We start from the raw sequence: 25,022 nt of genomic DNA on the forward strand, positions 1-25,022 counted from the left end.
CATCAAGTGGCTGAATTCATCCGCGTGTCGCAGGCGAACGCAGGTCAGAAAACCGGTGCGGGAACCGAATTGGCGCGATGCGGCCGTGACAGGCCCCGGCGGCCGGACTCCGGCACTCGGGTTCCGGCACTCGGGCCCTGGCAGCCGTGCCGCGGCAGCCGTCCCGCGGCAGCACGACGCCCCGCGACCGGGGAGCCGGTCACGGGGCGCTCGGGCTGTGCGAGGGGGTCAGCGGACGAAGACGCCCGCCTGGTTCGCGAGGTCCAGGAAGTACTGGGGCGCGACACCCAGCACCAGGGTGACGGCCACACCCACCGCGATGGCCGTGGACGTCAGCGGCGAGGGCACGGCGACCGTGGGGCCGTCGGCCTTCGGCTCGCTGAAGAACATCAGCACGATGACCCGGATGTAGAAGAACGCCGCGATGGCGGACGAGATCACACCCACGATCACCAGCGGCATCGCGCCGCCCTGCGCGGCGGCGCTGAAGACCGCGAACTTCCCCGCGAAGCCCGAGGTCAGCGGGATGCCGGCGAAGGCGAGCAGGAAGATCGCGAAGACCGCGGCCACCAGCGGGGAACGCCGGCCCAGGCCCGCCCAGCGCGACAGGTGCGTGGCCTCCCCGCCGGCGTCGCGCACCAGCGTGACGACCGCGAAGGCGCCCAGCGTCACGAAGGAGTACGCCGCCAGGTAGAAGAGCACCGAGGAGACGCCCTCCGGCGTGGTCGCGATGACACCGGCCAGGATGAACCCGGCGTGCGCGATCGAGGAGTACGCGAGCAGGCGCTTCACGTCGGTCTGGGTGACCGCCACGATCGCGCCGACCAGCATCGTGAGGATCGCGACGCCCCACAGCACCGGCCGCCAGTCCCAGCGCAGCTCCGGCAGCACCACGTAGAGCAGCCGCAGCAGCGCACCAAAGGCGGCGACCTTGGTGGCCGCGGCCATGAAGCCGGTGACCGGGGTCGGCGCGCCCTCGTAGACGTCGGGCGTCCACATGTGGAACGGCACGGCGCCCACCTTGAACAGCAGCCCCATGCCGACCAGCGCGGCGCCGATCAGCAGCAGCGCGTCGTTGCCCGCGGAGTCGGCCAGCGCCGGGGTGAGCTTGGCGGTGCCGTCGACGACCGACGCGATGCCGGAGTAGGAGACGGTGCCCGCGTAGCCGTAGAGCAGGGCGATGCCGAAGAGCAGGAAGGCGGAGGAGAAGGCGCCCAGCAGGAAGTACTTGACCGCCGCCTCCTGCGACATCAGGCGGCGGCGCCGGGCGAGGGCGCAGAGCAGGTAGAGCGGGAGGGAGAAGACCTCCAGGGCCACGAAGAGCGTCAGCAGGTCGTTGGCCGCCGGGAAGATCAGCATGCCGCCGATGGCGAACATCAGCAGCGGGAAGACCTCCGTGGTGGTGAAACCGGCCCGGACGGCGTCCTTCTCCTGGTCGCTGCCGGGCACCGCGGAGCCCTGCGCGGCGAAGGAGTCGACGTGCCGGCCGTGCGCCTTGGGGTCGAGCCGGCGCTCGGCGAAGGTGAACACGCCGACCATGCCCACCAGCAGGATCGTGCCCTGCAGGAAGAGGGCCGGGCCGTCGACGGCGACCGCGCCCATGGCCGCGATGTGCGCCTTCGTCGTGGCGTAGCCGCCCGCCGCGAGCGCCACGACCGCGGCGAAGGCGGCGGCCATGCCGACGACCGCGAGGCCGACCTGCCCGGTGTAGCGGAACCGCCGCGGCAGGAACGCCTCGAGGAGGATGCCCAGGATGGCCACACCGAAGACGATCAGGACCGGAGCGAGCTGGGCGTACTCGATCTTCGGCGCGTTGATCTTGTCGGCGGCGAGCGGTGCCGCCGTTGTCCACAGGCTGTGGACAGCAACTGTGCTGCTCACTTGGATGCCTCCAGCGCCGGCTTGGGGTCGGTCTTGTGCACGTCGGAGAGCGTCTGCTGCACCGCCGGGTTGACGACGTCGGTCAGCGGCTTCGGGTACACCCCGAGCACGATCAGCAGCGCGATCAGCGGCGCCACGACGGCCAGTTCCCGGACCTTCAGGTCGGGCATCCCCTGCACCTCGGCCTTCACCGGGCCGGTCATCGTCCGCTGGTAGAGGACGAGGACGTACAGCGCGGCGAGGACGATGCCGGTGGTGGCGATGATCCCGACGGCCGGGTAGCGGCTGAACGTCCCGACGAGGACGAGGAACTCGCTGACGAAGGGCGCGAGCCCCGGCAGCGACAGGGTGGCCAGACCGCCGATCAGGAAGGTGCCGGCCAGCACCGGGGCCACCTTCTGCACCCCGCCGTAGGACGCGATGAGGCGGGAGCCGCGGCGGGAGATCAGGAAGCCCGCGACCAGCATCAGCGCGGCGGTGGAGATGCCGTGGTTGACCATGTACAGCGTCGCCCCGCCCTGGCCCTGGGACGTCATCGCGAAGATGCCCAGGATGATGAAGCCGAAGTGGGAGATCGACGCGTACGCGATCAGCCGCTTGATGTCGCGCTGGCCGAGTGCGAGCAGGGCACCGTAGACGATGCTGATCAGCGCCAGCACCAGGATCGCCGGCGTCGCCCACTTGCTGGCCTCGGGGAAGAGCTGGAGGCAGAAGCGGAGCATCGCGAAGGTGCCGACCTTGTCGACGACCGCGGTGATGAGCACCGCGACCGGCGCCGTGGCCTCGCCCATGGCGTTGGGCAGCCAGGTGTGCAGCGGGAACAGCGGTGCCTTGACCGCGAAGGCGAAGAAGAAGCCCAGGAACAGAGCGCGTTCCGCGGTGGTGGACATGTCCAGCTCGCCGGCCGCCCGGGCCTGCAGGATCTCCTGGAGGGAGAAGGTGCCCTGGCCGAGCTGGTCGGCGGTGACGGCGTACAGCCCGATGACCGCGGCCAGCATGATCAGACCGCCGGCCAGGTTGTAGAGCAGGAACTTCACCGCCGCGTACGAGCGCTGACGGGCCGCCTCCTCCTCGCCGTGCTCGTGGGCACGGTCCCCGAAGCCGCCGATGAGGAAGTACATCGGGATGAGCATGGCCTCGAAGAAGATGTAGAAGAGGAAGACGTCCGTGGCCTCGAAGGAGATGATCACCATCGCCTCGACCAGCAGGATCAGCGCGAAGAAGCCCTGGGTGGGCCGCCAGCGGCGGTTGGGGTTCTTCTCCTCCAGAGGGTCGGCGTCGTGCCAGCCCGCCGCGATGACGAACGGTACGAGCAGCGCGGTCAGCCCGATGAGCGCGACGGCGATGCCGTCCACGCCGAGTTCGTAGCGGACCCCGAAGTCGGCGATCCAGGCGTGGGACTCGGTGAGCTGGTACCGGGCCCCGCCCGGGTCGAAGCGCACGAAGGCGACGGCGGCCAGCACGAGCGTCGCCAGCGAGACGCCCAGCGCGAGCCACTTGGCGGCCCCGCGCCGCGCCGCCGGCACGGCGGCGGTGGCGATCGCGCCGAGCGCCGGCAGGCCGGCGGTCAGCGTGAGCAGGGGGAAGGACATCAGGCAACACCCCTCATGAGCAGCGTCGCGGCGACCAGCACCGCGGTGCCCGCCAGCATCGACACCGCGTAGCTGCGCACATAACCGTTCTGGAGACGCCGCATCCGCCCGGAGAGGCCCCCGACGGCGGCCGCGGTGCCGTTGACGACGCCGTCCACACCCTTGTGGTCCACGTAGACCAGCCCGCGGGTGAGGTACTCGCCGGGCAGCACCAGGGCGACGTGGTTGAAGTCGTCCTGGAGCAGGTCGCGCCGGGCGGCGCGGGTGAGCCAGCCGGCGCGCGGGGCGACGGAGGGGACGGGGCGGCGCCCGTACATGGCCCAGGCGAGGCCCACGCCGAGCACCATCACCACCATCGTGGCGCCGGTGACAGCCGCCGCGCCCATCGGCGGGTGGCCCTCCTCGAAGCTGGTGACCGGCTCCAGCCACGTCACGAAGGCCTCGTTCCAGCTGAACAGGAAGCCGGCGAAGACGGAGCCGAAGGCCAGGACGACCATCGGGATCGTCATCGACTTCGGCGACTCGTGCGGGTGCGGCTCATGGCCCTCGGCGTCCGGCTCCCAGCGCTTCTCGCCGAAGAAGGTCATCAGCATCACGCGGGTCATGTAGAACGCGGTGATCCCCGCGCCCAGCAGGGCCGCGCCGCCGAGGATCCAGCCCTCGGTGCCGCCCTTGGCGAAGGCGGCCTCGATGATCTTGTCCTTGGAGAAGAAGCCGGACAGGCCCGGGAAGCCGATGATCGCCAGGTAGCCGAGGCCGAAGGTGACGAAGGTGACCGGCATGTACTTCCGCAGGCCCCCGTACTTGCGCATGTCCACCTCGTCGTTCATGCCGTGCATGACCGATCCGGCGCCGAGGAAGAGCCCGGCCTTGAAGAAGCCGTGGGTGACCAGGTGCATGATCGCGAAGACGTAGCCGATCGGGCCGAGGCCCGCGGCCATCACCATGTAGCCGATCTGCGACATCGTCGACCCGGCCAGGGCCTTCTTGATGTCGTCCTTCGCGCAACCGACGATCGCACCGAACAGGAGGGTGACCGCGCCGACCGTCACCACGGCCACCTGGGCGGTGGGCGCGGCGTCGAAGATCGCGCCGGAGCGGGTGATCAGGTAGACGCCGGCGGTCACCATCGTCGCCGCGTGGATCAGGGCCGAGACCGGGGTCGGGCCCTCCATCGCGTCGCCGAGCCAGGACTGCAGCGGGACCTGCGCCGACTTGCCGCAGGCGGCGAGCAGCAGCATCAGGCCGATGCCGGTGAGGACTCCCTCACCCGCGCCGTCCACCGCTCCGAGGACCGGCCCGAAGGTGAAGGTGCCGAAGGTGGTGAACATCAGCATGATCGCGATCGACAGGCCGACGTCGCCGACGCGGTTGACGATGAAGGCCTTCTTGGCCGCGGTCGCCGCGCTGGGCTTGTGCTGCCAGAAGCCGATCAGCAGGTACGAGGCGAGGCCCACGCCCTCCCAGCCGACGTACAGCAGCAGGTAGTTGTCGGCGAGGACCAGCAGGAGCATCGCCGCGAGGAAGAGGTTGAGGTAGCCGAAGAAGCGGCGGCGCCGCTCGTCGTGCTCCATGTAGCCGATCGAGTAGATGTGGATGAGCGTGCCCACACCGGTGATCAGCAGGGCGAAGGTCATCGACAGCTGGTCGAGCTGGAAGGCCACGTCCGCCTTGAAGCTCCCGACGGAGATCCAGGTGAAGGCGGTCGAGTGCAGCGCGCGGTCCTCGCCGCTGCGACCGAGCATGTCGAAGAAGAGCACCGCCGCGACGGCGAAGGACGACCCCGCGAGCACGGTGCCGATCCAGTGGCCCGTACGGTCCAGCCTCCGGCCGCCGGTGAGCAGCACACCGGCGCCCAGCAGCGGCAGGAGGACGAGCCATCCGATCAAGTAGTCCACTGTCGCTACCCCTTAGAGCTTCATCAGGCTGGCGTCGTCGACCGAGGCCGAGTGGCGGGAGCGGAAGATCGTCACGATGATCGCCAGACCCACGACGACCTCCGCGGCGGCGACGACCATCGTGAAGAAGGCGATGATCTGGCCGTCGAGGTTGCCGTGCATGCGGGAGAAGGTGACGAACGCCAGGTTGGCGGCGTTCAGCATCAGCTCGACGCACATGAAGACGATGATCGCGTTGCGCCGGATCAGCACCCCGGCCGCGCCGATGGTGAACAGCAGCGCCGACAGGTACAGGTAGTTGACCGGATTCACTTCGACGCCTCCTCGGAGCGCTGTTCCAGCTCGGCGACCTTGGCGACCGCCTCCGCGGACACGTCCCGGTACTGGCCGCGGCCGCGCAGCGTCGGGCTGACGCTGAGCTCCGAGACCGTGCCGTCCGGCAGCAGGCCGGGGACGTCGACCGCGTTGTTGCGGGCGTAGACGCCGGGCGCGGGGAGCGGGGTGATCTGCTTGCCCTCGCGCACGCGCCGCTCGGCGAGTTCGCGCTGGGTGGCGCGGGCCTCGGTGCGCTCGCGGTGGGTGAGGACCATCGCGCCGATGGCGGCGGTGATGAGCAGCGCGCCGGTGATCTCGAAGGCCCACACGTACTTGGTGAAGATCAGGGAGGCGAGTCCCTCGACGTTGCCGCCGGCGTTGGCCTGGCCGAGCCCCTGGAAGTTCTTGATCGAGGCGTTGGCGATGCCGGCGATCAGCAGCACGCCGAAGCCGAGTCCGGCCCCGGCGGCCAGCCAGCGCTGCCCCTTCAGCGTCTCCTTGAGCGAGTCGGCGGCGGTGATGCCGACCAGCATGACGACGAAGAGGAAGAGCATCATGATCGCGCCGGTGTAGACGACGATCTGGACGACCCCGAGGAAGTACGCGCCCTGGGCCAGGTAGAAGACCGCCAGGACGATCATCGTCCCGGCCAGCGACAGTGCGCTGTGCACGGCCTTCTTCATCAGTACGGTCGCGAGCGCGCCGAGCACCGCGACGGTGCCGAGCACCCAGAACTGGACCGCCTCCCCGGTGGAGGTGGTGTATGCGGCCAGCGTCGTCAGCGTGGTCACGCCGTTCATGCCTCGCCTCCCGTCCCGGCCGGAGCGGCGGTGCCGGTCGCGGGGACCTCTGCGCCCGCCGCGCCTTCGCCGTCCCGCTCGCCCCGCACCGTCTCGTCCGGCTTCTCGCCCTTGGAGACCGCGACCTGGCGCTCGGTCCCGGGGGCCGCGTGGGTCACCGCGCCGCGGTAGTAGTCGCCCTCGTCCATGCCGGGGAAGATCGCGTGCGGGGTGTCGACCATGTTCTCGTCCAGGCCCGCGAGCAACTGCTCCTTGGTGAAGATCAGCGACTCGCGGCTGCTGTCGGCGAGTTCGTACTCGTTGGTCATGGTCAGGGCGCGCGTCGGGCAGGCCTCGATGCACAGCCCGCACAGGATGCAGCGGGCGTAGTTGATCTGGTAGACGCGGCCGTAGCGCTCGCCCGGCGAGTAGCGCTCCTCGTCGGTGTTGTCGGCGCCCTCGACGTAGATCGCGTCCGCCGGGCAGGCCCAGGCGCACAGCTCGCAGCCCACGCACTTCTCCAGCCCGTCCGGGTGCCGGTTGAGCTGGTGGCGGCCGTGGAACCGCGGCGCGGTCGGCTTCTTCTCCTCGGGGTACTGCTCGGTCAGGCGCTTCTTGAACATGGCCTTGAAGGTCACGCCGAAGCCCGCGACCGGGCCCAGGAACTCAGGCATCGTCGGCCTCCTTGCCTACGAGTTGACGCTCCGCACGGGACGGCCGCCGCGGGACGGGCGGCAGCTCCTGGCCGGGCAGCGGCGGCACGGGGAACCCGCCCGCCATGGGATCGAACGGCTCCTGCGGCCCGGCCTGTTCGGCTGCCTCCCGGGCCTTGTCGCCGCGGTCGCGGAAGACGTCGTAGACCAGGGAGAGCAGGAGCAGCAGGACCACGCCGCCGCCGACGTAGAGCACGATCGACTGGAAGTCGTAGTTCTCGTTGCGCAGCGCCCGGACGGTGGCGACCAGCATCAGCCACACCATCGAGACCGGGATCAGGACCTTCCAGCCCAGCTTCATCAGCTGGTCGTAGCGGACGCGGGGCAGCGTGCCGCGCAGCCAGATGAAGAAGAAGAGCAGCAGCTGCACCTTGATCACGAACCAGAGCAGCGGCCACCAGCCGTGGTTGGCCCCCTCCCAGAAGGTGCTGATGGGCCACGGGGCCCGCCAGCCGCCCAGGAAGAGCGTGGTGGCCACCGCCGAGACGGTCACCATGTTCACGTACTCGGCGAGCATGAAGAGCGCGAACTTGATCGAGGAGTACTCGGTGTTGAAGCCGCCGACCAGGTCGCCCTCGGACTCGGGCATGTCGAACGGGGCGCGGTTGGTCTCGCCGACCATGGTGCCGATGTAGATGATGAACGACACCGGCAGCAGCAGCACGTACCAGCGGTCCTCCTGCTGGGCGACGATCTGCGAGGTCGACATCGAGCCGGAGTAGAGGAAGACCGACGCGAAGGCGACGCCCATCGCGATCTCGTAGGAGATCATCTGCGCGCAGGAGCGCAGACCGCCGAGGAGCGGGTACGTCGAGCCGGAGGACCAGCCGGCCAGCACGATCCCGTAGATGCCGACGGACGCGGTGGCCAGGATGTAGAGGACGCCGATCGGCAGGTCGGTGAGCTGCATCGGCGTGCGGTGGCCGAAGATGGAGATCTCGTTGCCCGCCGGGCCGAAGGGGATCACCGCGATCGCCATGAAGGCCGGGATGGCCGCCACGATCGGGGCCAGCACGTAGACGAACTTGTCGGCCTTCTTGACGATCAGGTCTTCCTTGAGCATCAGCTTGATGCCGTCGGCGAGCGACTGGAGCATGCCCCAGGGGCCGTGCCGGTTGGGGCCGATGCGCAGCTGCATCCACGCGACGACCTTGCGCTCCCACACGATGGAGAAGAGCACGGTCACCATCAGGAACGCGAAGCAGAAGACCGCCTTGATGGCGATCAGCCACCACGGGTCCCGCCCGAACAGGGACAGGTCCTCGGCGGCGAGCGTGGTCAGTCCCGTCACGGGGTCACCTCCGGTACGGCAGCGGCGTCCACGGCGGCCGGGGCGATCCGGACGATCTGGCCCGGCAGTGCGCCGGTGTCCGAGGCGACTCCCCCGCCGGCCGAGTTGAGGGGCACCCACACGACCCGGTCGGCCATCGCCGTCACCTGCAGCGGCAGCCGGACCGTGCCCAGCGGGCCGGACACCTCCAGCGGCTCGCCGTCGGCGACGCCGATCTCCTTCGCGGTGGTCGCCGACACACGGGCGACCGCCGGGTGGCGGGTGCCGGCGAGGGCGTCGTCGCCCTGTTGCAGCAGGCCCTGGTCGAGCAGCAGCCGGTGGCCCGCGAGGACCGCCTCGCCGCCGCCGGGCTTCGGCAGCTGGCGGCCGGTCTCCTGCGGAGCCGTGGCGCGCGGGCCCTCGTACGGGGCGAGCCGGGACAGCTCGGCGCGGGCCGAGCTCACGTCGGCGAGCCCGAGCGCGACGTCCATCGCGTCGGCCACCATGGTCAGCACCCGGGCGTCCGGGTACTGGTGCCGCTGGACCTGCTGGAAGGGCTTGATCGCGGCCTCGAAGAGCCGCACGCGGCCCTCCCAGTTGAGGAAGGTGCCGGCCTTCTCGGCGACCGCGGCGACCGGCAGGACGACGTCCGCCCGCTCGGTGACCTCGCCGGGGCGCTGCTCCAGGCTGACCACGAAGCCCGCCGCGTCCAGGGCCGCGCGGGCCAGGGCCGGGTCGGGCAGGTCGGCCGGCTCGACGCCGCCGACCAGCAGCGCGCCGAGCTCGCCGCTCGCGGCCGCCTCCAGGATCCCGCCGGTGTCGCGGCCGTGGCGGGCCGGGAGCGTGGCCACGCCCCAGACCTCGGCGACCTCGTCACGGGCCCGCGGGTCCGTGACCGGGCGGCCACCGGGCAGCAGCCCGGGCAGGGCGCCCGCCTCGACGGCACCGCGCTCGCCCGCGCGGCGCGGGATCCACGCCAGCCGGGCGCCGGTCGCCCGGGCGAACCGCACGACCGCGGTCAGCGCGCCGGGGACGGCCGCCAGCCGCTCGCCGACCAGGACGACCGAGCCCTCGGCGCGCAGCGCCTCGTGGGCGGTAAGGCCGTTGCCGTCCAGCCCGACGCCGCCGGCCAGGGCGTCCAGCCACTCGGTCTCGGTACCCGGCGCGGCGGGCAGCAGGGTGCCGCCCGCCTTCTCCAGACCGCGGGTGGCGAAGGGGGCCAGCGCGAAGGTGCGCTGCTTGTGCTTGCGCCAGGCCTTGCGGAGCCGCAGGAAGACGCCGGGCGCCTCCTCCTCGGCCTCCAGTCCGGCCAGCAGGACGGCGGGGGCCTTCTCCAGCAGGGTGTAGGTGACCCCGTCGCCGGACAGGTCCCGTCCGCGTCCCGCCACGACGGCCGCCAGGAAGTCGGCCTCCTCCGCGGAGTGCGCGCGGGCCCGGAAGTCGACGTCGTTGGTGTCGAGGGCGACGCGGGCGAACTTGGCGTAGGCGTACGCGTCCTCGACGGTGAGCCGGCCGCCGGTCAGCACGCCCGTGCGGCCGCGGGCCGCCGCGAGCCCGCGGGCCGCGGCCTCCAGGGCCTCGGGCCAGCTCGCGGTCTCCAGTTCACCGGTGTCGGCGTTGCGGACCAGCGGGGTGGTGAGCCGCTCGGGGCGCTGCGCGTAGCGGAACCCGAAACGGCCCTTGTCGCAGATCCACTCCTCGTTGACCTCAGGGTCGTCCTCCGCCAGCCGGCGCATGACCTTGCCGCGCCGGTGGTCGGTACGGGTGGCGCAGCCGCCCGCGCAGTGCTCGCACACACTCGGCGAGGAGACCAGGTCGAAGGGCCGCGACCGGAAGCGGTAGGCCGCCGAGGTCAGGGCACCGACCGGGCAGATCTGGATGGTGTTGCCGGAGAAGTACGACTGGAAGGGGTCGCCCTCGCCGATACCGACCTGCTGCAGCGCGCCGCGCTCCAGCAGTTCGATCATCGGGTCGCCGGCGACCTGCTGCGAGAAGCGGGTGCAGCGCGCGCACAGCACGCAGCGCTCGCGGTCCAGCAGCACCTGGGTGGAGATCGGGACCGGCTTCTCGTAGGTCCGCTTGCGGCCCTCGAAGCGGGTGTCGGCCTGCCCGGCGGACATCGCCTGGTTCTGCAGCGGGCACTCGCCGCCCTTGTCGCAGACCGGGCAGTCCAGCGGGTGGTTGATGAGCAGCAGCTCCATCACACCGCGCTGGGCCTTGTCAGCGACGCCGGAGGTGAGCTGGGTCCTGACGACCATCCCGTCGGTGCACGTGATGGTGCAGGACGCCATCGGCTTGCGCTGGCCCTCGACCTCGACGATGCACTGGCGGCAGGCGCCCACGGGGTCGAGGAGGGGGTGGTCGCAGAAGCGCGGGATCTCGATGCCGACCAGCTCGGCGGCACGGATCACCAGGGTGCCCTTGGGCACGGAGATCTCGATGCCGTCGATGCTGACGGACACCAGGTCCTCGGGCGGCACCGCCGCCTCACCGGAGGCGGCGTTGGTCGTGACGGTCACGCGTTCACCTCCAGGTGAGACTTGTCGGCCCAGACCGTGGACTTGGACGGGTCGAAGGGGCAGCCGCGGCCCTCCAGGTGCTCCACGTACTCGTCGCGGAAGTACTGGAGGGAGGAGAAGATCGGGCTGGCCGCTCCGTCGCCGAGGGCGCAGAAGGACTTGCCGTTGATGTTGTCGGCGATGTCGGCGAGCTTGTCGAGGTCCGACAGGGTGCCCTTGCCCGCCTCGATGTCGCGGAGCAACTGGACGAGCCAGTACGTGCCCTCGCGGCACGGGGTGCACTTGCCGCAGGACTCGTGGGCGTAGAACTCGGTCCAGCGGGTGACGGCCCGCACCACGCAGGTCGTCTCGTCGAAGCACTGCAGCGCCTTGGTGCCCAGCATCGACCCGGCGGCGGCGACGCCCTCGTAGTCCAGCGGGACGTCGAGGTGCTCGTCGGTGAACATCGGGGTCGAGGAGCCGCCCGGGGTCCAGAACTTCAGCTTGTGGCCGGGACGCATCCCGCCGCTCAGGCTGAGCAGCTGGCGCAATGTGACGCCGAGCGGGGCCTCGTACTGGCCGGGGTTGGCGACGTGGCCGCTGAGCGAGTAGAGCGTGAAGCCCGGGGACTTCTCGCTGCCCATCGAGCGGAACCAGTCCTTGCCCTTGAGCAGGATCGACGGCACCGACGCGATGGACTCGACGTTGTTGACCACCGTCGGGCAGGCGTACAGGCCCTCGACCGCCGGGAAGGGCGGGCGCAGCCGGGGCTGGCCGCGGCGTCCCTCCAGGGAGTCGAGCAGCGCGGTCTCCTCACCGCAGATGTACGCGCCGGCGCCGGCGTGCACGGTCAGCTCCAGGTCGAAGCCGCTGCCCAGGATGTTCTTGCCGAGGAGTCCGGCCTCGTACGCCTCGGCCACCGCGTGGTGCAGCCGCCGCAGCACGGGCACGACCTCGCCGCGCAGGTAGATGAAGGCGTGGTGGGAGCGGATCGCGTGGCAGGCGATCACCATGCCCTCGATGAGCGAGTGCGGGTTGGCGAAGAGCAGCGGGATGTCCTTGCAGGTGCCCGGCTCCGACTCGTCCGCGTTGACGACGAGGTAGTGCGGCTTGCCGTCGCCCTGCGGGATGAACTGCCACTTCATCCCGGTGGGGAAGCCTGCGCCGCCGCGGCCGCGCAGGCCGGACTCCTTCACGAGGGCGATCACGTCGTCCGGGGGCAGGGCCAGCGCCTTGCGCAGGCCCTCGTAGCCCTCGTGGCGGCGGTACGTGTCGAGGGTCCAGGACTGGGGATCGTCCCAGAAGGCCGAGAGAACGGGTGCCAGCACCTTCTCCGCCGAGTCGACCATGGTCACCGGTCCTCCTCGCCTTCCGTCGGGCGCTCCTGCGTGACCGGTCCCGCCGGGTGCTCCGGGTCGGAGACCGCGGAGTCCAGGGGGGCGTCGTGGGAGCTGGGGTGAGCCGGGGGTGTCTCGTCCTGCGGCGGGGCGGAGGTCTGCCGGGGCACGCCGGCCCCATTGCCCGGCAGCGACTCGCCGCGGGCGAGTCGCAGGCCCGCCAGCGAGGCGGGGCCGGCGCCGCCGGTCGCCTCGACGGCGCCGGGGCGCTCGTCGGGGAACCCGGCGAGGATCCGGGACGTCTCCTTGTACGAGCAGAGAGGAGCGCCGCGGGTGGGTTCGACGGTGCGGCCGGCGCGCAGGTCGTCGACGAGCCGCTTGGCCGACTCGGGGTCCTGGTTGTCGAAGAACTCCCAGTTGACCATCACCACGGGGGCGAAGTCGCAGGCCGCGTTGCACTCGATGTGCTCCAGCGTGACCTTGCCGTCGTCGGTGGTCTCGCCGTTCTCGACGCCGAGGTGCCTCTTGAGCTCGTCGAAGATCGCGTCGCCGCCCATGACCGCGCACAGCGTGTTGGTGCAGACCCCGACCTGGTACTCGCCGGAGGGCCCCCGCCGGTACATCGAGTAGAAGGTGGCCACCGCAGTGACCTCGGCCGTGGTCAGCCCCAGCTGCTCGGCGCAGAAGCGCACCCCGGTGCGGGAGACGTAGCTCTCCTCCGCCTGCACCAGGTGCAGCAGCGGGAGCAGGGCGCTGCGGCTGCCGGGGTAGCGCGCGATGATCTTCGCCGCGTCCTCGTCCAGTCGTTGCCGTACGTCGGCCGGGTAGTCCGGCGCGGGCATCGCGGGGATGCCGAGTGATACGTCTGTCACCGGTCGACGCCTCCCATCACGGGGTCGATGGACGCCACCGCGACGATGACGTCGGCGACCTGGCCGCCCTCGCACATCGCCGCCATGGTCTGCAGGTTGGTGAAGGACGGGTCGCGGAAGTGGACGCGGAAGGGGCGGGTGCCCCCGTCGCTGACCACGTGGACGCCGAGTTCGCCCTTGGACGACTCGACGGCGACGTACGCCTGGCCGGCCGGGACCCGGAAGCCCTCGGTCACCAGCTTGAAGTGGTGGATCAGGGCCTCCATGGAGGTGCCCATGATCTTCTTGATGTGGTCGAGGGAGTTGCCGAGCCCGTCCGGGCCGAGCGCGAGCTGCGCGGGCCAGGCGATCTTCTTGTCGGCGACCATGACCGGGCCGGGCTGCAGCCGGTCCAGGCACTGCTCGACGATGTCCAGCGACTGCCGCATCTCCTCCAGGCGGAGCAGGAACCGCCCGTAGGAGTCGCAGGTGTCGACGGTCGGGACCTCGAACTCGTAGTTCTCGTAGCCGCAGTACGGCTGCGACTTGCGCAGGTCGTGCGGCAGGCCGGTGGAGCGGAGGATCGGGCCGGTGGCGCCGAGCGCCATGCAGCCCGCCAGGTCCAGGTAACCCACGTCCTGCATGCGGGCCTTGAAGATCGGGTTGCCGGTGGCGAGCTTGTCGTACTCGGGGAGGTTCTTGCGGAACTTCTTCACGACCTCGCGGACCTGGTCCACGGCGCCGGGCGGCAGGTCCTGGGCGAGGCCGCCGGGGCGGATGTACGCGTGGTTCATCCGCAAGCCGGTGATCAGCTCGAAGAGGTCCAGGATCAGCTCGCGGTCGCGGAACCCGTAGATCATGATCGTGGTGGCGCCGAGCTCCATGCCGCCGGTGGCGATGGCCACCAGGTGCGAGGAGATGCGGTTCAGCTCCATCAGCATCACGCGGATCACCGAGGCGCGGTCCGGGATCGCGTCGGTGATGCCGAGCAGCTTCTCCACCGCCAGGCAGTACGCCGTCTCGTTGAAGAACGGCGTCAGGTAGTCCATGCGCGTCACGAACGTGGACCCCTGGGTCCAGGTCCGGAACTCCATGTTCTTCTCGATGCCGGTGTGGAGGTAGCCGATGCCGCAGCGGGCCTCGGTGACCGTCTCGCCGTCGATCTCGAGGATCAGCCGGAGCACGCCGTGGGTGGACGGGTGCTGCGGGCCCATGTTGACGACGATGCGCTCGTCGTCGGCCTTGCCGACCGTCTCGGCCAGCTCGTCCCAGTCGCCGCCGGTGACCGTGAAGACCCGGCCCTCGGTGGTCTCCCGCTCCTCGGCCTGCTGGGGTGCGTGGTGAGTGCTCACGAGTACGACCTCCGCTGGTCCGGAGCAGGGATCTGGGCGCCCTTGTACTCGACGGGGATGCCGCCGAGGGGGTAGTCCTTGCGCTGCGGGTGGCCCTGCCAGTCGTCCGGCATCATGATCCGGATCAGGGCGGGGTGCCCGTCGAAGACGATCCCGAAGAAGTCGTAGGCCTCGCGCTCGTGCCAGTCGTTGGTCGGGTAGACCTCGACGAGCGACGGCACGTGCCGGTCCTCGTCGGAGACGCTCACCTCCAGCCGGATCAGCCGGTTGTGGGTGATCGAGCGCAGGTGGTACACCGCGTGCAGCTCGCGCCCCTTGTCCTCCGGGAAGTGGACGCCGCTCACGCCCGTGCAGAGCTCGAAGCGCAGCGCGGGGTCGTCCCGCAGGGTCCTGGCGACCAGGGGCAGGTGCTCGCGCGTGATGTGGAAGGTGACCTCGTCGCGGTCCACGACGACCTTCTCGATCGCGTTGTCCGGGACCAGGCCCTGCTCCTCGAGGGCGCCCTCGAGCTCGTCGGCGACGTCGTCGAACCAGCCGCCGTACGGACGGCCGGCCGCACCGGGCAGCCGCACGGTGCGCACCAGACCGCCGTACCCGGAGGTGTCGCCGCCGTTCCGGGCACCGAACATTCCGCGCTGGACGCGGATCGCCTCGCCGTGGTCGCCGCGCTGGCCGGGCAGCCCGGCCGCGTTGACGTCCCTGTCCGGGTTCGGGGTGTCCGGGGAATCCGTCATCGGAGGAGCCCCTTCATCTCGATCGTCGGCAGCGCCTTCAGCGCCGCTTCCTCCGCCTCGCGCGCGGCCTCTTCGCGGTTCACGCCGAGCTTGCTGTGCTGGATCTTCTGGTGGAGCTTGAGGATGGCGTCCATCAACATTTCGGGGCGGGGCGGACATCCGGGGAGATAAATGTCAACAGGCACCACATGGTCAACACCCTGCACAATTGCGTAATTGTTGAACATCCCGCCGCTCGATGCGCAGACCCCCATCGAGATCACCCACTTGGGGTTCGGCATCTGGTCGTAGACCTGGCGCAGGACGGGGGCCATCTTCTGGCTCACCCGGCCGGCCACGATCATCAGGTCCGCCTGGCGCGGGGACCCGCGGAAGACCTCCATGCCGAAGCGGGCCAGGTCGTACCGCCCGGCCCCGGTCGTCATCATCTCGATGGCGCAGCACGCGAGGCCGAACGTGGCCGGGAAGACCGAGGCCTTCCGGACCCAGCCGGCCGCCGCTTCGACGGAGGTGAGCAGGAACCCGCTCGGCAGCTTCTCTTCAATACCCATGGCTATTCTCCGCCCCTAATCCCATTCCAGGCCGCCGCGACGCCAGACATAGGCGTAAGCGACGAAGACGGTGAGCACGAAGAGGAGCATCTCGACGAGCCCGAAGACCCCGAGGGCGTCGAAGGTGACGGCCCAGGGGTAGAGGAAGACGATCTCGATGTCGAAGACGATGAAGAGCATCGCCGTCAGGTAGTACTTGATCGGGAAACGGCCGCCCCCGGCTGGCTGCGGAGTCGGCTCGATACCGCACTCATACGCCTCCAACTTGGCCCGGTTGTACCGTTTTGGGCCGATGATGGAGGCCATGACCACGGAGAAGATCGCGAAGCCGGCCCCGAGGCCGCCCAGCACGAGGATGGGCGCGTAGGCATTCACGTCCCCGCTCCTTCCAGTCGACGATGACTGATGACGGACCGTGCCCGGACGTGCGCCCCACGCCACCTGGATCCCCTCCATGTGAGGCAGTTCACAAGCCCAGACTGCCCGCATCCTATGCCTCCTGGTCTGTGATCTGCGACACGGGGTTCACTCTGGCCTTTGTGATCTCTGCCACCAGTCGAACGATCATGAACAGGGATGAGCGGTGATCTTCTCACTCAGGAATCTCAAACGATCACCAGAAGTCACATTTTCCTGCGTTTCCGCTGGTAAACGGGGGTGCCGCACTATCAGGCGCCGACGAGCCGAGGCAAATTGGAGCCGGTCCGGAGGACGTGATAGCGCCTCGCCACTCGCGCGGGTGAGGCGCGAAACCCCGCACTGACAGCGGCCCGAGGCACGTGAACGCGCGCACGAGGATTCGCGGTTGAATATCCCTATCGTCCCGAATAAGGAAGATCAAAAAGGGGACAATACCACTGCTCGCGAGCCAACTGTGGCGCATCACACTTTTGTTGAACGGAACCGACCTGGCCTGATACCCAAGTCCTCATGTCCCTTCAGACCTCGCATATACGCCGCCGGCGACGCGCCTCGCAGAGCCCCAACTGGGTGCGCCGCGCAGGAGTCGCCGGCGGCGTCATCGGAACGCTCGCCCTCACCGGAATGTCCTCTTCGGCGAACGCCGAGCCTTCGGCCGCCGACCCGGCGACCACGGGGAGCATCCCCGTCATCCCCGCCCTCTCCACCACCGCCACCGCCGCGGAGGCCGCTGACGCCATCGACGAGACCGTCGTCGAGCAGCAGCTGGACGCCGCCCGCACGGAGGCGCGCACCGAGGCCATGAAGGCCGCACAGAAGAAGAAGGCCGCCGCCGACGCGCGGTCGCGCGCCGCGGCCAAGGCCGCCAAGGCGCGCGAGACCGCGACCGCGTCCCGCTCCGCCGGACGCACCGCGCTGGCCGCCTCCTCCTCCACTTCCGCGACGGGCAGCGTCGCCTCCGTCATCGGCTTCCTGAAGGCCCAGGTCGGAAAGCCGTACGTCTACGGCGCCACGGGCCCCAGCGCCTACGACTGCTCCGGTCTCACCCAGGCCGCCTTCCGCACCATCGGCGTCGACCTGCCGCGTACCTCGCAGGCGCAGTCGACCTTCGGCACCCCGGTGTCCGTGAGCGCGGTCCAGCCGGGCGACCTCGTCTTCTGGGGCGGCGCCGGCTCCGCCTACCACGTGGCCGTCTACATAGGCGGCGGGCAGTACCTGGACGCGGCGAACCCGAGCAAGGGCGTCGTCATCCAGCAGATGTCCAACTACATGCCGACGTCGGCCGTCCGCGTGCTCTGATCACGCGCCCCGTCCCCACGGAGGCCGCCGGCCCGCACCGGGCCGGCGGCCTCCTCCGTTCCACCCCCGTGCGGTCCTCCGCCGCCGCGAGGCGGGGCCGCCGCACCGCGCCCCACGGCAGGCGGCCGGACAGGGGTCCGGCCCCGCCGCAAGGAGAGGTACCGCACACGGGGCCGGACGACCGGGGAGCCCCGGACGGGGCTCACGGGCCGGAGCCCGGCTCCGCCGTGGCGGGGGACCGGGCTCCGGGCCTCGGGTTCATCAGCGGTGGCAGTCGCGGCCTCCGCCGTGCCAGACCCTGACCCAGTGGCCGGGCGTGCGGACCCATTTGACGCGGCCGTGGCTGGAGACCCGCACCAGGCGTCCGGGGCGGTACTCCAGCTTCCAGGAGCCCAGGCCGAGCGAGCACTGTCGCTGCCGGTCGCCGCGCCGGTCCCCGTCCCGGCGGTCGTCACCACGCCGGTCGTCACCACGCCGGTCGTCGCCACGGCGGTCGTCGCCACGCCGGTCGTCACCACGTCGATCGTCGCCCTGCCGGTCGCTCGAGCGGTGGTCCGTCGGGGCCGCGGAGGCCGGGCCGGCTGCGAGCACGCCCCCTCCGGCGATCAGGACCGATGCGGCAGCGGCGGCCAGGACCTGGAATATGCGCGTGCTCATGTCTGCACCCTTCTGTTGATCACGAATCCCCGAGCAGTGATCAAAAGTATGAGCACAACGCCTCAAATCCCGCATTTCGGGCGCGAGCTGACTCCGGGGCAGACGCATCTGACATCGATGTCAACGACATCGATGTCAAAGGATCGGCGGTCCGCCCCACCCGCGCCCCTCCATCTCGGTCGGCGCGAACCGGTGCACAGGGCTTCGGAGTTCACCGTCCCGCTCGGTGGGAGGTGACGCCGGGCGGGGCAACACGGCGGACACCGGGCGACGTTCGCGCCGCACCGCCCCGACGCCGGGTCAGCCCAGGTGGGTGTCGAGCGCTTCGAGGTCGTCGACGAACCACGTGCGGTCGCCGCGGTTGCACTCGCGCACCAGGTCCCGAAAGGCCGTACTGGCCGTCGTGTACGCCGATACGTCGCCCACGACGGCAAGCCTGATGCGGTAGTTGGCGAACTTCTGCAGGATCTCCCCCGCCAGGCCGCTGCGCAGGGCGAAGAACCGCTCGTCCAGCCGGCCCACGGGGACGGCCACGACATCCGCCCGCTGGAACGCCGATCCGATCACGTCGAGCGCGTCCTGGACACCGGAGATCCGCGCGCCGTTCTCGCCGCAGACGAGGACCGGCACGCCCCGCCGCTCGGTCACCACGTCAGTCACGGCCCGCCTCCGGGTGCTCGGTGTGCTCCTCCGGGAACATGTCGTTCTCCCCTCCCAGGACGTCGTCGATGGTCCGCAGGACGTCCGCCGTCGCCGCGGCGCCGCCGAGCACCACGACCTTCAGCCGCGAGCGCTCGTCGTCGTACGCCGTCCGCACCCGGGCCAACTCGTGGGGGTCACGCGCCATCTGGGCACCGGCCACGAGCAGGGTGCCCAGACGGTCGGCCGCGGCCGCACCGATGCCGTCCACCTCGACGATGGCCGAGACCTCCACCCGGTGCCGGGCGGCGGCCGCCGGCGCACCGGTGAGGGCGTCCAGGTCGGTCCGGGCGACGCGGTACTGCTTGCCGATGCGGACGGCCTTCAGCCGGCCGTCGCGGATGTAGCCGCGGACCGTACGCACATGCAGGCCGAGCCGGTCCGCGACCTGCTCGACGGACAGCCAATCCCTCTCCATGAGTACGCATCCTACCCTCCAAAGGGAAGGATAAGGATGTTTACCTACCTCGTCCTATGACGGGAGGGCAGGAAAAAGCCGCGCCGGCCCGAGCGGTACGGGCCGGCGCGGCAAGCGGGTGCCGGGATGTCAGGAGCGGGGCGCCACCTTCGACAGACCGTTGATCACGCGGTCCATCGCGTCGCCGCCCGACGGGTCGGTGAGGTTCGCCAGCAGCTTCAGCGTGAAGCGCATCAGCATCGGGTGCGTGAGGCCCCGCTGCGTCGCCAGCTTCATGACCTTCGGGTTGCCGATCAGCTTCACGAAGGCCCGGCCGAGCGTGTAGTAGCCGCCGTAGGTGTCCTTCAGGATCCGCGGGTACGACTGGAGCGCCAGCTCCCGCTGGGCCGCGGTGCCGCGCGCGTGCGCCTGGACGATGACGTCGGCGGCGATCTGGCCGGACTCCATCGCGTAGGCGATGCCCTCGCCGTTGAAGGGGTTGACGAGGCCGCCCGCGTCGCCGACCAGCAGCAGGCCCTTGGTGTAGTGCGGCTGGCGGTTGAAGGCCATCGGGAGGGCCGCGCCGCGGATCGGCCCGGTCATGTTCTCCTCGGTGTAGCCCCACTCCTCGGGCATCGAGGCGCACCAGGCCTTCAGCACCTCACGCCAGTCCAGCTCCTTGAAGGAGGCGGAGGTGTTGAGGACGCCCAGGCCCACGTTGGAGGTGCCGTCGCCCATGCCGAAGATCCAGCCGTAGCCGGGCAGCAGCCGCGGGTTGCCCGGGACGCGCCGGTCCCACAGCTCCAGCCAGGACTCCAGGTAGTCGTCGTCGTGCCGCGGGGAGGTGAAGTACGTCCGGACGGCCACGCCCATCGGGCGGTCCTCACGCCGGTGCAGGCCCATCTGGAGGGAGAGCCGGGTGGAGTTGCCGTCCGCGGCGACGACCAGCGGGGCGTGGAAGGTGACCGGGGTCTTCTCCTCGCCCAGCTTGGCCTCGACGCCCGTGATGCGGCCGGTGCGCTCGTCGCGGATCGGGGCGCCCACGTTGCAGCGCTCGTACAGCCGGGCGCCGGCCTTCTGCGCCTGCTGGGCGAGGAGTTCGTCGAAGTCCTCGCGCTTGCGCACGAGCCCGTAGTCGGGGAAGGAGGCCAGGTCCGGCCAGTCCAGCTGCAGCCGGACCCCGCCGCCGATGATGCGCAGGCCCTTGTTGCGCAGCCAGCCGGCCTCCTCGGAGATGTCGATGCCCATCGCGACCAGTTGCTTGGTCGCCCGGGGCGTCAGGCCGTCGCCGCACACCTTCTCGCGCGGAAAGGCGGTCTTCTCCAGCAGCAGGACGTCGAGTCCCGCCTTCGCCAGGTAGTAGGCCGTCGTCGAACCGGCGGGCCCGGCACCTACGACGATCACATCGGCGCTGCGTTCCGAAGCGGCGGTCTCGGTCACGGTGCTCCTCGCTGCTCTGGGCTGATGCGGGCCTGTCTGCGACCAGCCGGCGGCGGCCGGACCGGACCCGTGCAGTCTATGTGGCCGCTTCTGCGCGCGGGCCGGGCGCCCCGGCTTAGCGCACCGCGCGGTGCAGGGCCACGATGCCGCCCGACAGGTTGCGCCATGCGACCTTCGACCAGCCGGCCTTCTGCAGTCGCGCGGCGAGGCCGGGCTGGTCGGGCCAGGCCCGGATGGACTCGGCGAGGTAGACGTACGCGTCGGGGTTGCTGCTGACCGCCCGGGCGACCGGCGGGAGCGCCCGCATCAGGTACTCGGTGTAGACCGTGCGGAACGGCGCCCAGGTGGGGTGGCTGAACTCGCAGATGACGACCCGGCCCCCGGGCCGGGTGACCCGCAGCATCTCGCGCAGCGCGGCGTCGGTGTCGTGCACGTTGCGCAGCGCGAAGGAGATGGTGACGGCGTCGAAGACCCCGTCGGCGAACGGCAGCCGTGTCGCGTCGCCCGCGGTGAGCGGGAGGAAGGGATGGCGGCGCTTGCCCTCGCGCAGCATGCCCAGGGAGAAGTCGCACGGCACGACCCGGGCGCCCGCCTCGGCGAAGGGCAGGGAGGAGGTGCCCGTGCCGGCGCCGAGGTCCAGCACGCGCTCGCCGGGACGGACCGCGAGGGCCTGCGCGACGACCTTGCGCCAGCGGCGGTCCTGGCCGAGCGACAGCACGTCGTTGGTCAGGTCGTAGTTGGCCGCGACGTCGTCGAACATCGCGGCGACTTCGTGCGGCTGCTTGTCCAGGGAGGCTCGGGTCACGCCCCCATTCTTCACCCGCCGGCATCGCGCCCCGCGCAGGGGCCCCGGCCGCGGTCGCGGAACGCCGTACGGCGTTCCGCGAGGGGACGGGGGACGTCGCGGGGCGGGCACCCGCCCCGGGCGGCGGGCGCGACCCGGCGTGGGCGGTCAGGCCCTGCGGTGCAGGAGCCGGCCGGCGACGACCGTGGCGAGGCAGGCGCCGTGCTCGTCGAAGACGGCGAAGTCCGCCCGGGCGCCCGGCTCCAGGGGCGGGGCCTGGCGCGCCGGCAGCAGCCCGCTGCGGTCCAGGGCGGAGCGCAGCGCGGGGTCGGCGGGGGCGGTGGCGACGGCGGTGACCCCGCGCCGCAGCAGGGCGTGCACGCGTTCGCGCGGGGTGGGGGCCGGCGGGAGTTCGCCCTCGTGGGTCAGGCCCGGACGCAGCGCGCCGGGCCAGCTGCGGACGCGGGCGCCCGGATGGGCCGCCCGTACCGCGTCGAGGGGGCCGACGGCGGCGATGAGGCCGCCGTCGGCCACCAGGGCCGTGCCGTCGGTCCCGGAATGGATCGTCAGCATCGGCGGGGTCAGGAGGTGCTGAGCAGCTTCAGCTCCGGGTGCGCCGTGCCGCCCTCGATGGCGGTCGACGACAGGTGGGAGACGACGTGGTCGTCGACCGGGTCGTTCGCCGGGTCGTCGTGGACGACGAGGTGCTCGTAGGTGGTGGCGCGCTGGGCGGGGACCCGGCCGGCGGCGCGGATCAGGTGGATCAGCTCCGTGCGGTTGGAGCGGTGCTTGGCGCCGGCCGAGGAGACCACGTTCTCCTCCAGCATCACCGAGCCGAGGTCGTCGGCGCCGTAGTGCAGCGACAGCTGGCCGACCTCCTTGCCGGTGGTGAGCCAGGAACCCTGGATGTGGGCGACGTTGTCCAGGAAGATCCGCGCGATGGCGATCATCCGCAGGTACTCGAAGAGCGTGGCCTGGGTCCGGCCCTTCAGGTGGTTGTTCTCGGGCTGGTAGGTGTACGGGATGAAGGCGCGGAAGCCGCCCGTACGGTCCTGGACGTCGCGGATCATGCGCAGGTGCTCGATGCGCTCGGCGTTGGTCTCGCCGGTGCCCATGAGCATCGTGGAGGTCGACTCCACGCCGAGCTTGTGCGCGGTCTCCATGATCTCCAGCCAGCGCTCGCCGCTCTCCTTCAGCGGGGCGATCGCCTTGCGCGGGCGGGCCGGCAGCAGTTCGGCGCCGGCGCCCGCGAAGGAGTCCAGGCCCGCGGCGTGGATGCGGGTGATGGCCTCGTCCACCGGCACCTTGGAGATGCGGGCCATGTGCTCGATCTCGGAGGCGCCGAGGGAGTGGATGACCAGCTGCGGGAAAGCCTGCTTGATGGCGCTGAAGTGCTTCTCGTAGTACTCGACGCCGTAGTCGGGGTGGTGGCCGCCCTGGAACATGATCTGGGTGCCGCCGAGTTCGACGGTCTCCGCGCAGCGGCGCAGGATGTCGTCGAGGTCGCGGGTCCAGCCCTTGGCGGTGTCCTTGGGCGCGGCGTAGAAGGCGCAGAACTTGCACGCCGTCACGCAGACGTTGGTGTAGTTGATGTTGCGCTCGATGATGTACGTCGCGATGTGCTCGGTACCCGCGTAGCGGCGGCGGCGCACGGCGTCGGCGGCGGCGCCGAGGGCGTGCAGGGGCGCCGAGCGGTAGAGGTCGAGCGCCTCCTCGGGGGTGATGCGACCGCCGTCGGCGGCGCGGTCGAGGACGGACTGGAGGTCGGCGTTCTCGCTCACCGGGCATCCTTCCGAGGGGTGTGACGGACGCGCCCAGCCTACGCCAGGGGGTCAGCCGCCCTGCCTCCTGAGGTCCCCTTCCGGCCGACCGGCCAGGGAGTCGCCCGAGCGGTAGTGCAGGGAGCCGTCCGCGTTGAGGGTGAACCGCTCGTCGGCCGAGCCGTCCGAGCAGACCCCGGGATGCGGGTTGGTGCCGCCGCTGGTGTCGAGCACGACGCTCTTCTCGGTGGCCTCCGCGAGCTTCCAGTCGCCGCTGCAGTCGTAGGACTGGCCGAGCAGGTCCAGCACGCTCTTGTCGCGGCCGACGACCGCGCCGACCTTGCCCTCGCGAAGGGTGATCTCCATCGTCCCCGGCACCCCGTGGGCGGTGACGGTGTCGCCCTTCCAGGTGCCGGCGAAGGCCTTCGGGAGCGCGTCCAGGCGCGGTTCGGACGCCGCCGGCGAGGACGGGGTCGAGGGCGAGGACGCGGCCGAGGACGCCGGAGTGGTCCCGGAGCCCGCGCTCCGCGAGGGGGTGCGCTCGCCGCCCTCGGCCTGGTTCGAGCCGTCGAGGAGTCCCGGCAGCACGAGCGCCAGGGTCACGGCGGCCGCGACCAGCACGATCCCCGTCGCGGCCAGCGCGGCGACGCGGCCGCGGCGGCCCGGCGCGGGGGCGGGCGGCGGCGTGGCGGCGAACGGGGATGCGTCCTGGGGCTCGGTCAGCGAGGGCGGCGGGCCGAACGACCCGTAGGAGGGGTGCGAACCGTACGAGCCGTGACCGCCGCCCGGTCCCCCGGCGGTCCCGTCGGGGCTGCCGGCGACCGGGCCCGGATGCGGGGTGGGTTCGAGATCGAGCAGTTCGACGGCCTGCCGCCCCAGGCGCTCCGTCATCGGGGCCGGCAGCCAGCCGGCCCGCACCAGCGATGCGGCGTCGCCGCCGGGTGCCAGCAGTTCGGCGAGCCGCCGCGGCGTCGGGCGCACCGCGGGGTCCTTGGCGAGGCAGGACTCCGCGATCCGGCGCAACTCCTCCGGGACGCCGTCGAGTTCCGGCTCCTCGTGGGCGACCTTGTAGAGCAGCACGGCCGCGCTGTCCCCCGTGAAGGGGCCGCTGCCGGTCGCGGCGAAGGCCAGCACCGCGCCGAGCGCGAAGATGTCGGCCGCGGGGCCGGTCGGTCCGCCGGTGACCTGCTCGGGCGCCATGTAGCCGGGCGAGCCGACGACCACCCCCTTGCTGGTCAGGGCGGCCGTGGCGTCCATGGCACGGGCGATGCCGAAGTCGATCAGCACAGGACCGTCGAGCGAGAGCAGCACGTTGGACGGTTTGATGTCGCGGTGCACCAGCCCCCGGCCGTGCACGGCCTCCAGTGCCTCGGCCAGTCCGGCGCCCAGCGCCCGCACGCCCTGCGGCGACAGCGGCCCGAAGGTGGCGACGGCCTCGGACAGGGCGGGACCGGCGACGTAGCGGGTGGCCACCCACGGCACCGGCGAGTCGGTGTCGGCGTCCAGCACCGGCGCGCTCCACACGCCGCCGACCCGGCGCGCGGCGTCGACCTCGCGCTGGAACCGGGTGCGGAACTCCAGGTCGTCCGCGAGCTCCGAGCGCACCACCTTCACGGCCACCGTCCGGCCGCCGGGGCTGCGCCCCAGGTAGACCCGGCCCATCCCGCCGGCACCCAGCCGGCCGAGGAGGCGGTACGGGCCGATCGACGGGGGGTCGTTCGCTTGCAGGGGCTGCATCTGCGCGCCTCTCGCCGGTGCGGAAGGTCAGTGGAGTTGTACCCGTGGCCGCCGTGGT

At 71.2% G+C, this 25,022-nt stretch carries 23 protein-coding genes; 1 reads left to right on the forward strand and 22 read right to left on the reverse strand.

Annotated elements, in window-relative coordinates:
* Window positions 1–228: 228 nt before the first annotated feature.
* The 14 genes from nuoN to OIE69_RS18170 are packed head-to-tail and all read right to left on the reverse strand — an operon-like array spanning window position 229 to window position 16,146.
* Entirely contained in the window at window positions 229–1,881 is a 1,653-nt protein-coding gene (nuoN, locus tag OIE69_RS18105) for an NADH-quinone oxidoreductase subunit NuoN (protein WP_326572927.1), read from the reverse strand.
* On the reverse strand, window positions 1,878–3,473 hold the full coding sequence (locus OIE69_RS18110; protein ID WP_326572928.1) for an NADH-quinone oxidoreductase subunit M: 1,596 nt from the start codon (window positions 3,471–3,473) through the stop codon (window positions 1,878–1,880). Before OIE69_RS18110 ends, nuoN begins: the two co-directional genes overlap by 4 nt.
* Window positions 3,473–5,371: an NADH-quinone oxidoreductase subunit L gene (nuoL, locus tag OIE69_RS18115; RefSeq protein ID WP_326572929.1), complete on the reverse strand. Its 1,899-nt coding sequence runs from the start codon at window positions 5,369–5,371 to the stop codon at window positions 3,473–3,475. Before nuoL ends, OIE69_RS18110 begins: the two co-directional genes overlap by 1 nt.
* A gap of 12 nt (window positions 5,372–5,383) precedes the next feature.
* On the reverse strand, window positions 5,384–5,683 hold the full coding sequence (gene nuoK / locus OIE69_RS18120; RefSeq protein WP_018558801.1) for an NADH-quinone oxidoreductase subunit NuoK: 300 nt from the start codon (window positions 5,681–5,683) through the stop codon (window positions 5,384–5,386).
* A complete protein-coding gene (locus OIE69_RS18125; protein WP_326572930.1) occupies window positions 5,680–6,486 on the reverse strand; it encodes an NADH-quinone oxidoreductase subunit J in 807 nt (268 codons plus the stop codon). The genes nuoK and OIE69_RS18125 overlap by 4 nt, the downstream gene beginning before the upstream one ends.
* Entirely contained in the window at window positions 6,483–7,139 is a 657-nt protein-coding gene (gene nuoI / locus OIE69_RS18130) for an NADH-quinone oxidoreductase subunit NuoI (RefSeq protein WP_326572931.1), read from the reverse strand. The genes OIE69_RS18125 and nuoI overlap by 4 nt, the downstream gene beginning before the upstream one ends.
* A complete protein-coding gene (nuoH, locus tag OIE69_RS18135) occupies window positions 7,132–8,469 on the reverse strand; it encodes an NADH-quinone oxidoreductase subunit NuoH (RefSeq protein WP_392567525.1) in 1,338 nt (445 codons plus the stop codon). Before nuoH ends, nuoI begins: the two co-directional genes overlap by 8 nt.
* Window positions 8,466–10,967 (reverse strand): NADH-quinone oxidoreductase subunit G, encoded by a 2,502-nt coding sequence (locus OIE69_RS18140; protein ID WP_326572933.1) that lies wholly within the window; start codon window positions 10,965–10,967, stop codon window positions 8,466–8,468. The genes nuoH and OIE69_RS18140 overlap by 4 nt, the downstream gene beginning before the upstream one ends.
* On the reverse strand, window positions 10,964–12,295 hold the full coding sequence (gene nuoF / locus OIE69_RS18145) for an NADH-quinone oxidoreductase subunit NuoF (RefSeq protein WP_326581234.1): 1,332 nt from the start codon (window positions 12,293–12,295) through the stop codon (window positions 10,964–10,966). Before nuoF ends, OIE69_RS18140 begins: the two co-directional genes overlap by 4 nt.
* 2 nt (window positions 12,296–12,297) lie before the next feature.
* A complete protein-coding gene (nuoE, locus tag OIE69_RS18150) occupies window positions 12,298–13,125 on the reverse strand; it encodes an NADH-quinone oxidoreductase subunit NuoE (RefSeq protein WP_326581236.1) in 828 nt (275 codons plus the stop codon).
* 26 nt (window positions 13,126–13,151) lie between these two features.
* Window positions 13,152–14,486 (reverse strand): NADH-quinone oxidoreductase subunit D, encoded by a 1,335-nt coding sequence (locus tag OIE69_RS18155; protein WP_018558794.1) that lies wholly within the window; start codon window positions 14,484–14,486, stop codon window positions 13,152–13,154.
* Window positions 14,483–15,220, reverse strand: a complete 738-nt coding sequence (locus OIE69_RS18160; RefSeq protein WP_326572935.1) for an NADH-quinone oxidoreductase subunit C — start codon at window positions 15,218–15,220, stop codon at window positions 14,483–14,485. Before OIE69_RS18160 ends, OIE69_RS18155 begins: the two co-directional genes overlap by 4 nt.
* A complete protein-coding gene (locus OIE69_RS18165) occupies window positions 15,217–15,771 on the reverse strand; it encodes a NuoB/complex I 20 kDa subunit family protein (protein ID WP_018558792.1) in 555 nt (184 codons plus the stop codon). Before OIE69_RS18165 ends, OIE69_RS18160 begins: the two co-directional genes overlap by 4 nt.
* 15 nt (window positions 15,772–15,786) lie before the next feature.
* On the reverse strand, window positions 15,787–16,146 hold the full coding sequence (locus OIE69_RS18170) for an NADH-quinone oxidoreductase subunit A (protein WP_089226370.1): 360 nt from the start codon (window positions 16,144–16,146) through the stop codon (window positions 15,787–15,789).
* A 555-nt stretch (window positions 16,147–16,701) separates the two neighbouring features.
* Between OIE69_RS18170 and OIE69_RS18175 the strand changes: the two genes are divergently transcribed.
* Window positions 16,702–17,490, forward strand: coding sequence for a C40 family peptidase (locus OIE69_RS18175; RefSeq protein WP_326572936.1), 789 nt, complete (start codon window positions 16,702–16,704; stop codon window positions 17,488–17,490).
* Window positions 17,491–17,751: 261 nt separating this feature from the next.
* Here OIE69_RS18175 and OIE69_RS18180 read toward each other — a convergent pair whose 3' ends face one another.
* From OIE69_RS18180 to OIE69_RS18215, 8 genes are all read right to left on the reverse strand, one after another.
* On the reverse strand, window positions 17,752–18,147 hold the full coding sequence (locus tag OIE69_RS18180) for a hypothetical protein (protein WP_326572937.1): 396 nt from the start codon (window positions 18,145–18,147) through the stop codon (window positions 17,752–17,754).
* A 300-nt stretch (window positions 18,148–18,447) separates the two neighbouring features.
* On the reverse strand, window positions 18,448–18,807 hold the full coding sequence (locus tag OIE69_RS18185; RefSeq protein ID WP_326572938.1) for a DUF4180 domain-containing protein: 360 nt from the start codon (window positions 18,805–18,807) through the stop codon (window positions 18,448–18,450).
* Window positions 18,800–19,264, reverse strand: coding sequence for a helix-turn-helix domain-containing protein (locus OIE69_RS18190; RefSeq protein ID WP_326572939.1), 465 nt, complete (start codon window positions 19,262–19,264; stop codon window positions 18,800–18,802). Before OIE69_RS18190 ends, OIE69_RS18185 begins: the two co-directional genes overlap by 8 nt.
* 129 nt (window positions 19,265–19,393) lie before the next feature.
* A complete protein-coding gene (locus OIE69_RS18195; RefSeq protein WP_089226365.1) occupies window positions 19,394–20,683 on the reverse strand; it encodes a geranylgeranyl reductase family protein in 1,290 nt (429 codons plus the stop codon).
* 115 nt (window positions 20,684–20,798) lie between these two features.
* Window positions 20,799–21,488 carry a demethylmenaquinone methyltransferase gene (locus tag OIE69_RS18200; RefSeq protein WP_018558786.1) on the reverse strand — a complete coding sequence of 230 codons (690 nt, stop codon included), beginning with the start codon at window positions 21,486–21,488 and terminating at the stop codon, window positions 20,799–20,801.
* 147 nt (window positions 21,489–21,635) lie between these two features.
* Entirely contained in the window at window positions 21,636–22,040 is a 405-nt protein-coding gene (locus OIE69_RS18205; protein ID WP_326572940.1) for an imidazolonepropionase-like domain-containing protein, read from the reverse strand.
* A gap of 8 nt (window positions 22,041–22,048) precedes the next feature.
* On the reverse strand, window positions 22,049–23,248 hold the full coding sequence (gene mqnC / locus OIE69_RS18210; protein ID WP_326572941.1) for a cyclic dehypoxanthinyl futalosine synthase: 1,200 nt from the start codon (window positions 23,246–23,248) through the stop codon (window positions 22,049–22,051).
* A gap of 51 nt (window positions 23,249–23,299) precedes the next feature.
* Window positions 23,300–24,964, reverse strand: a complete 1,665-nt coding sequence (locus tag OIE69_RS18215) for a serine/threonine-protein kinase (protein ID WP_326572942.1) — start codon at window positions 24,962–24,964, stop codon at window positions 23,300–23,302.
* Window positions 24,965–25,022: the final 58 nt, after the last annotated feature.

Source organism: Actinacidiphila glaucinigra (genome assembly GCF_035918135.1).
Taxonomy (GTDB): domain Bacteria; phylum Actinomycetota; class Actinomycetes; order Streptomycetales; family Streptomycetaceae; genus Actinacidiphila; species Actinacidiphila glaucinigra.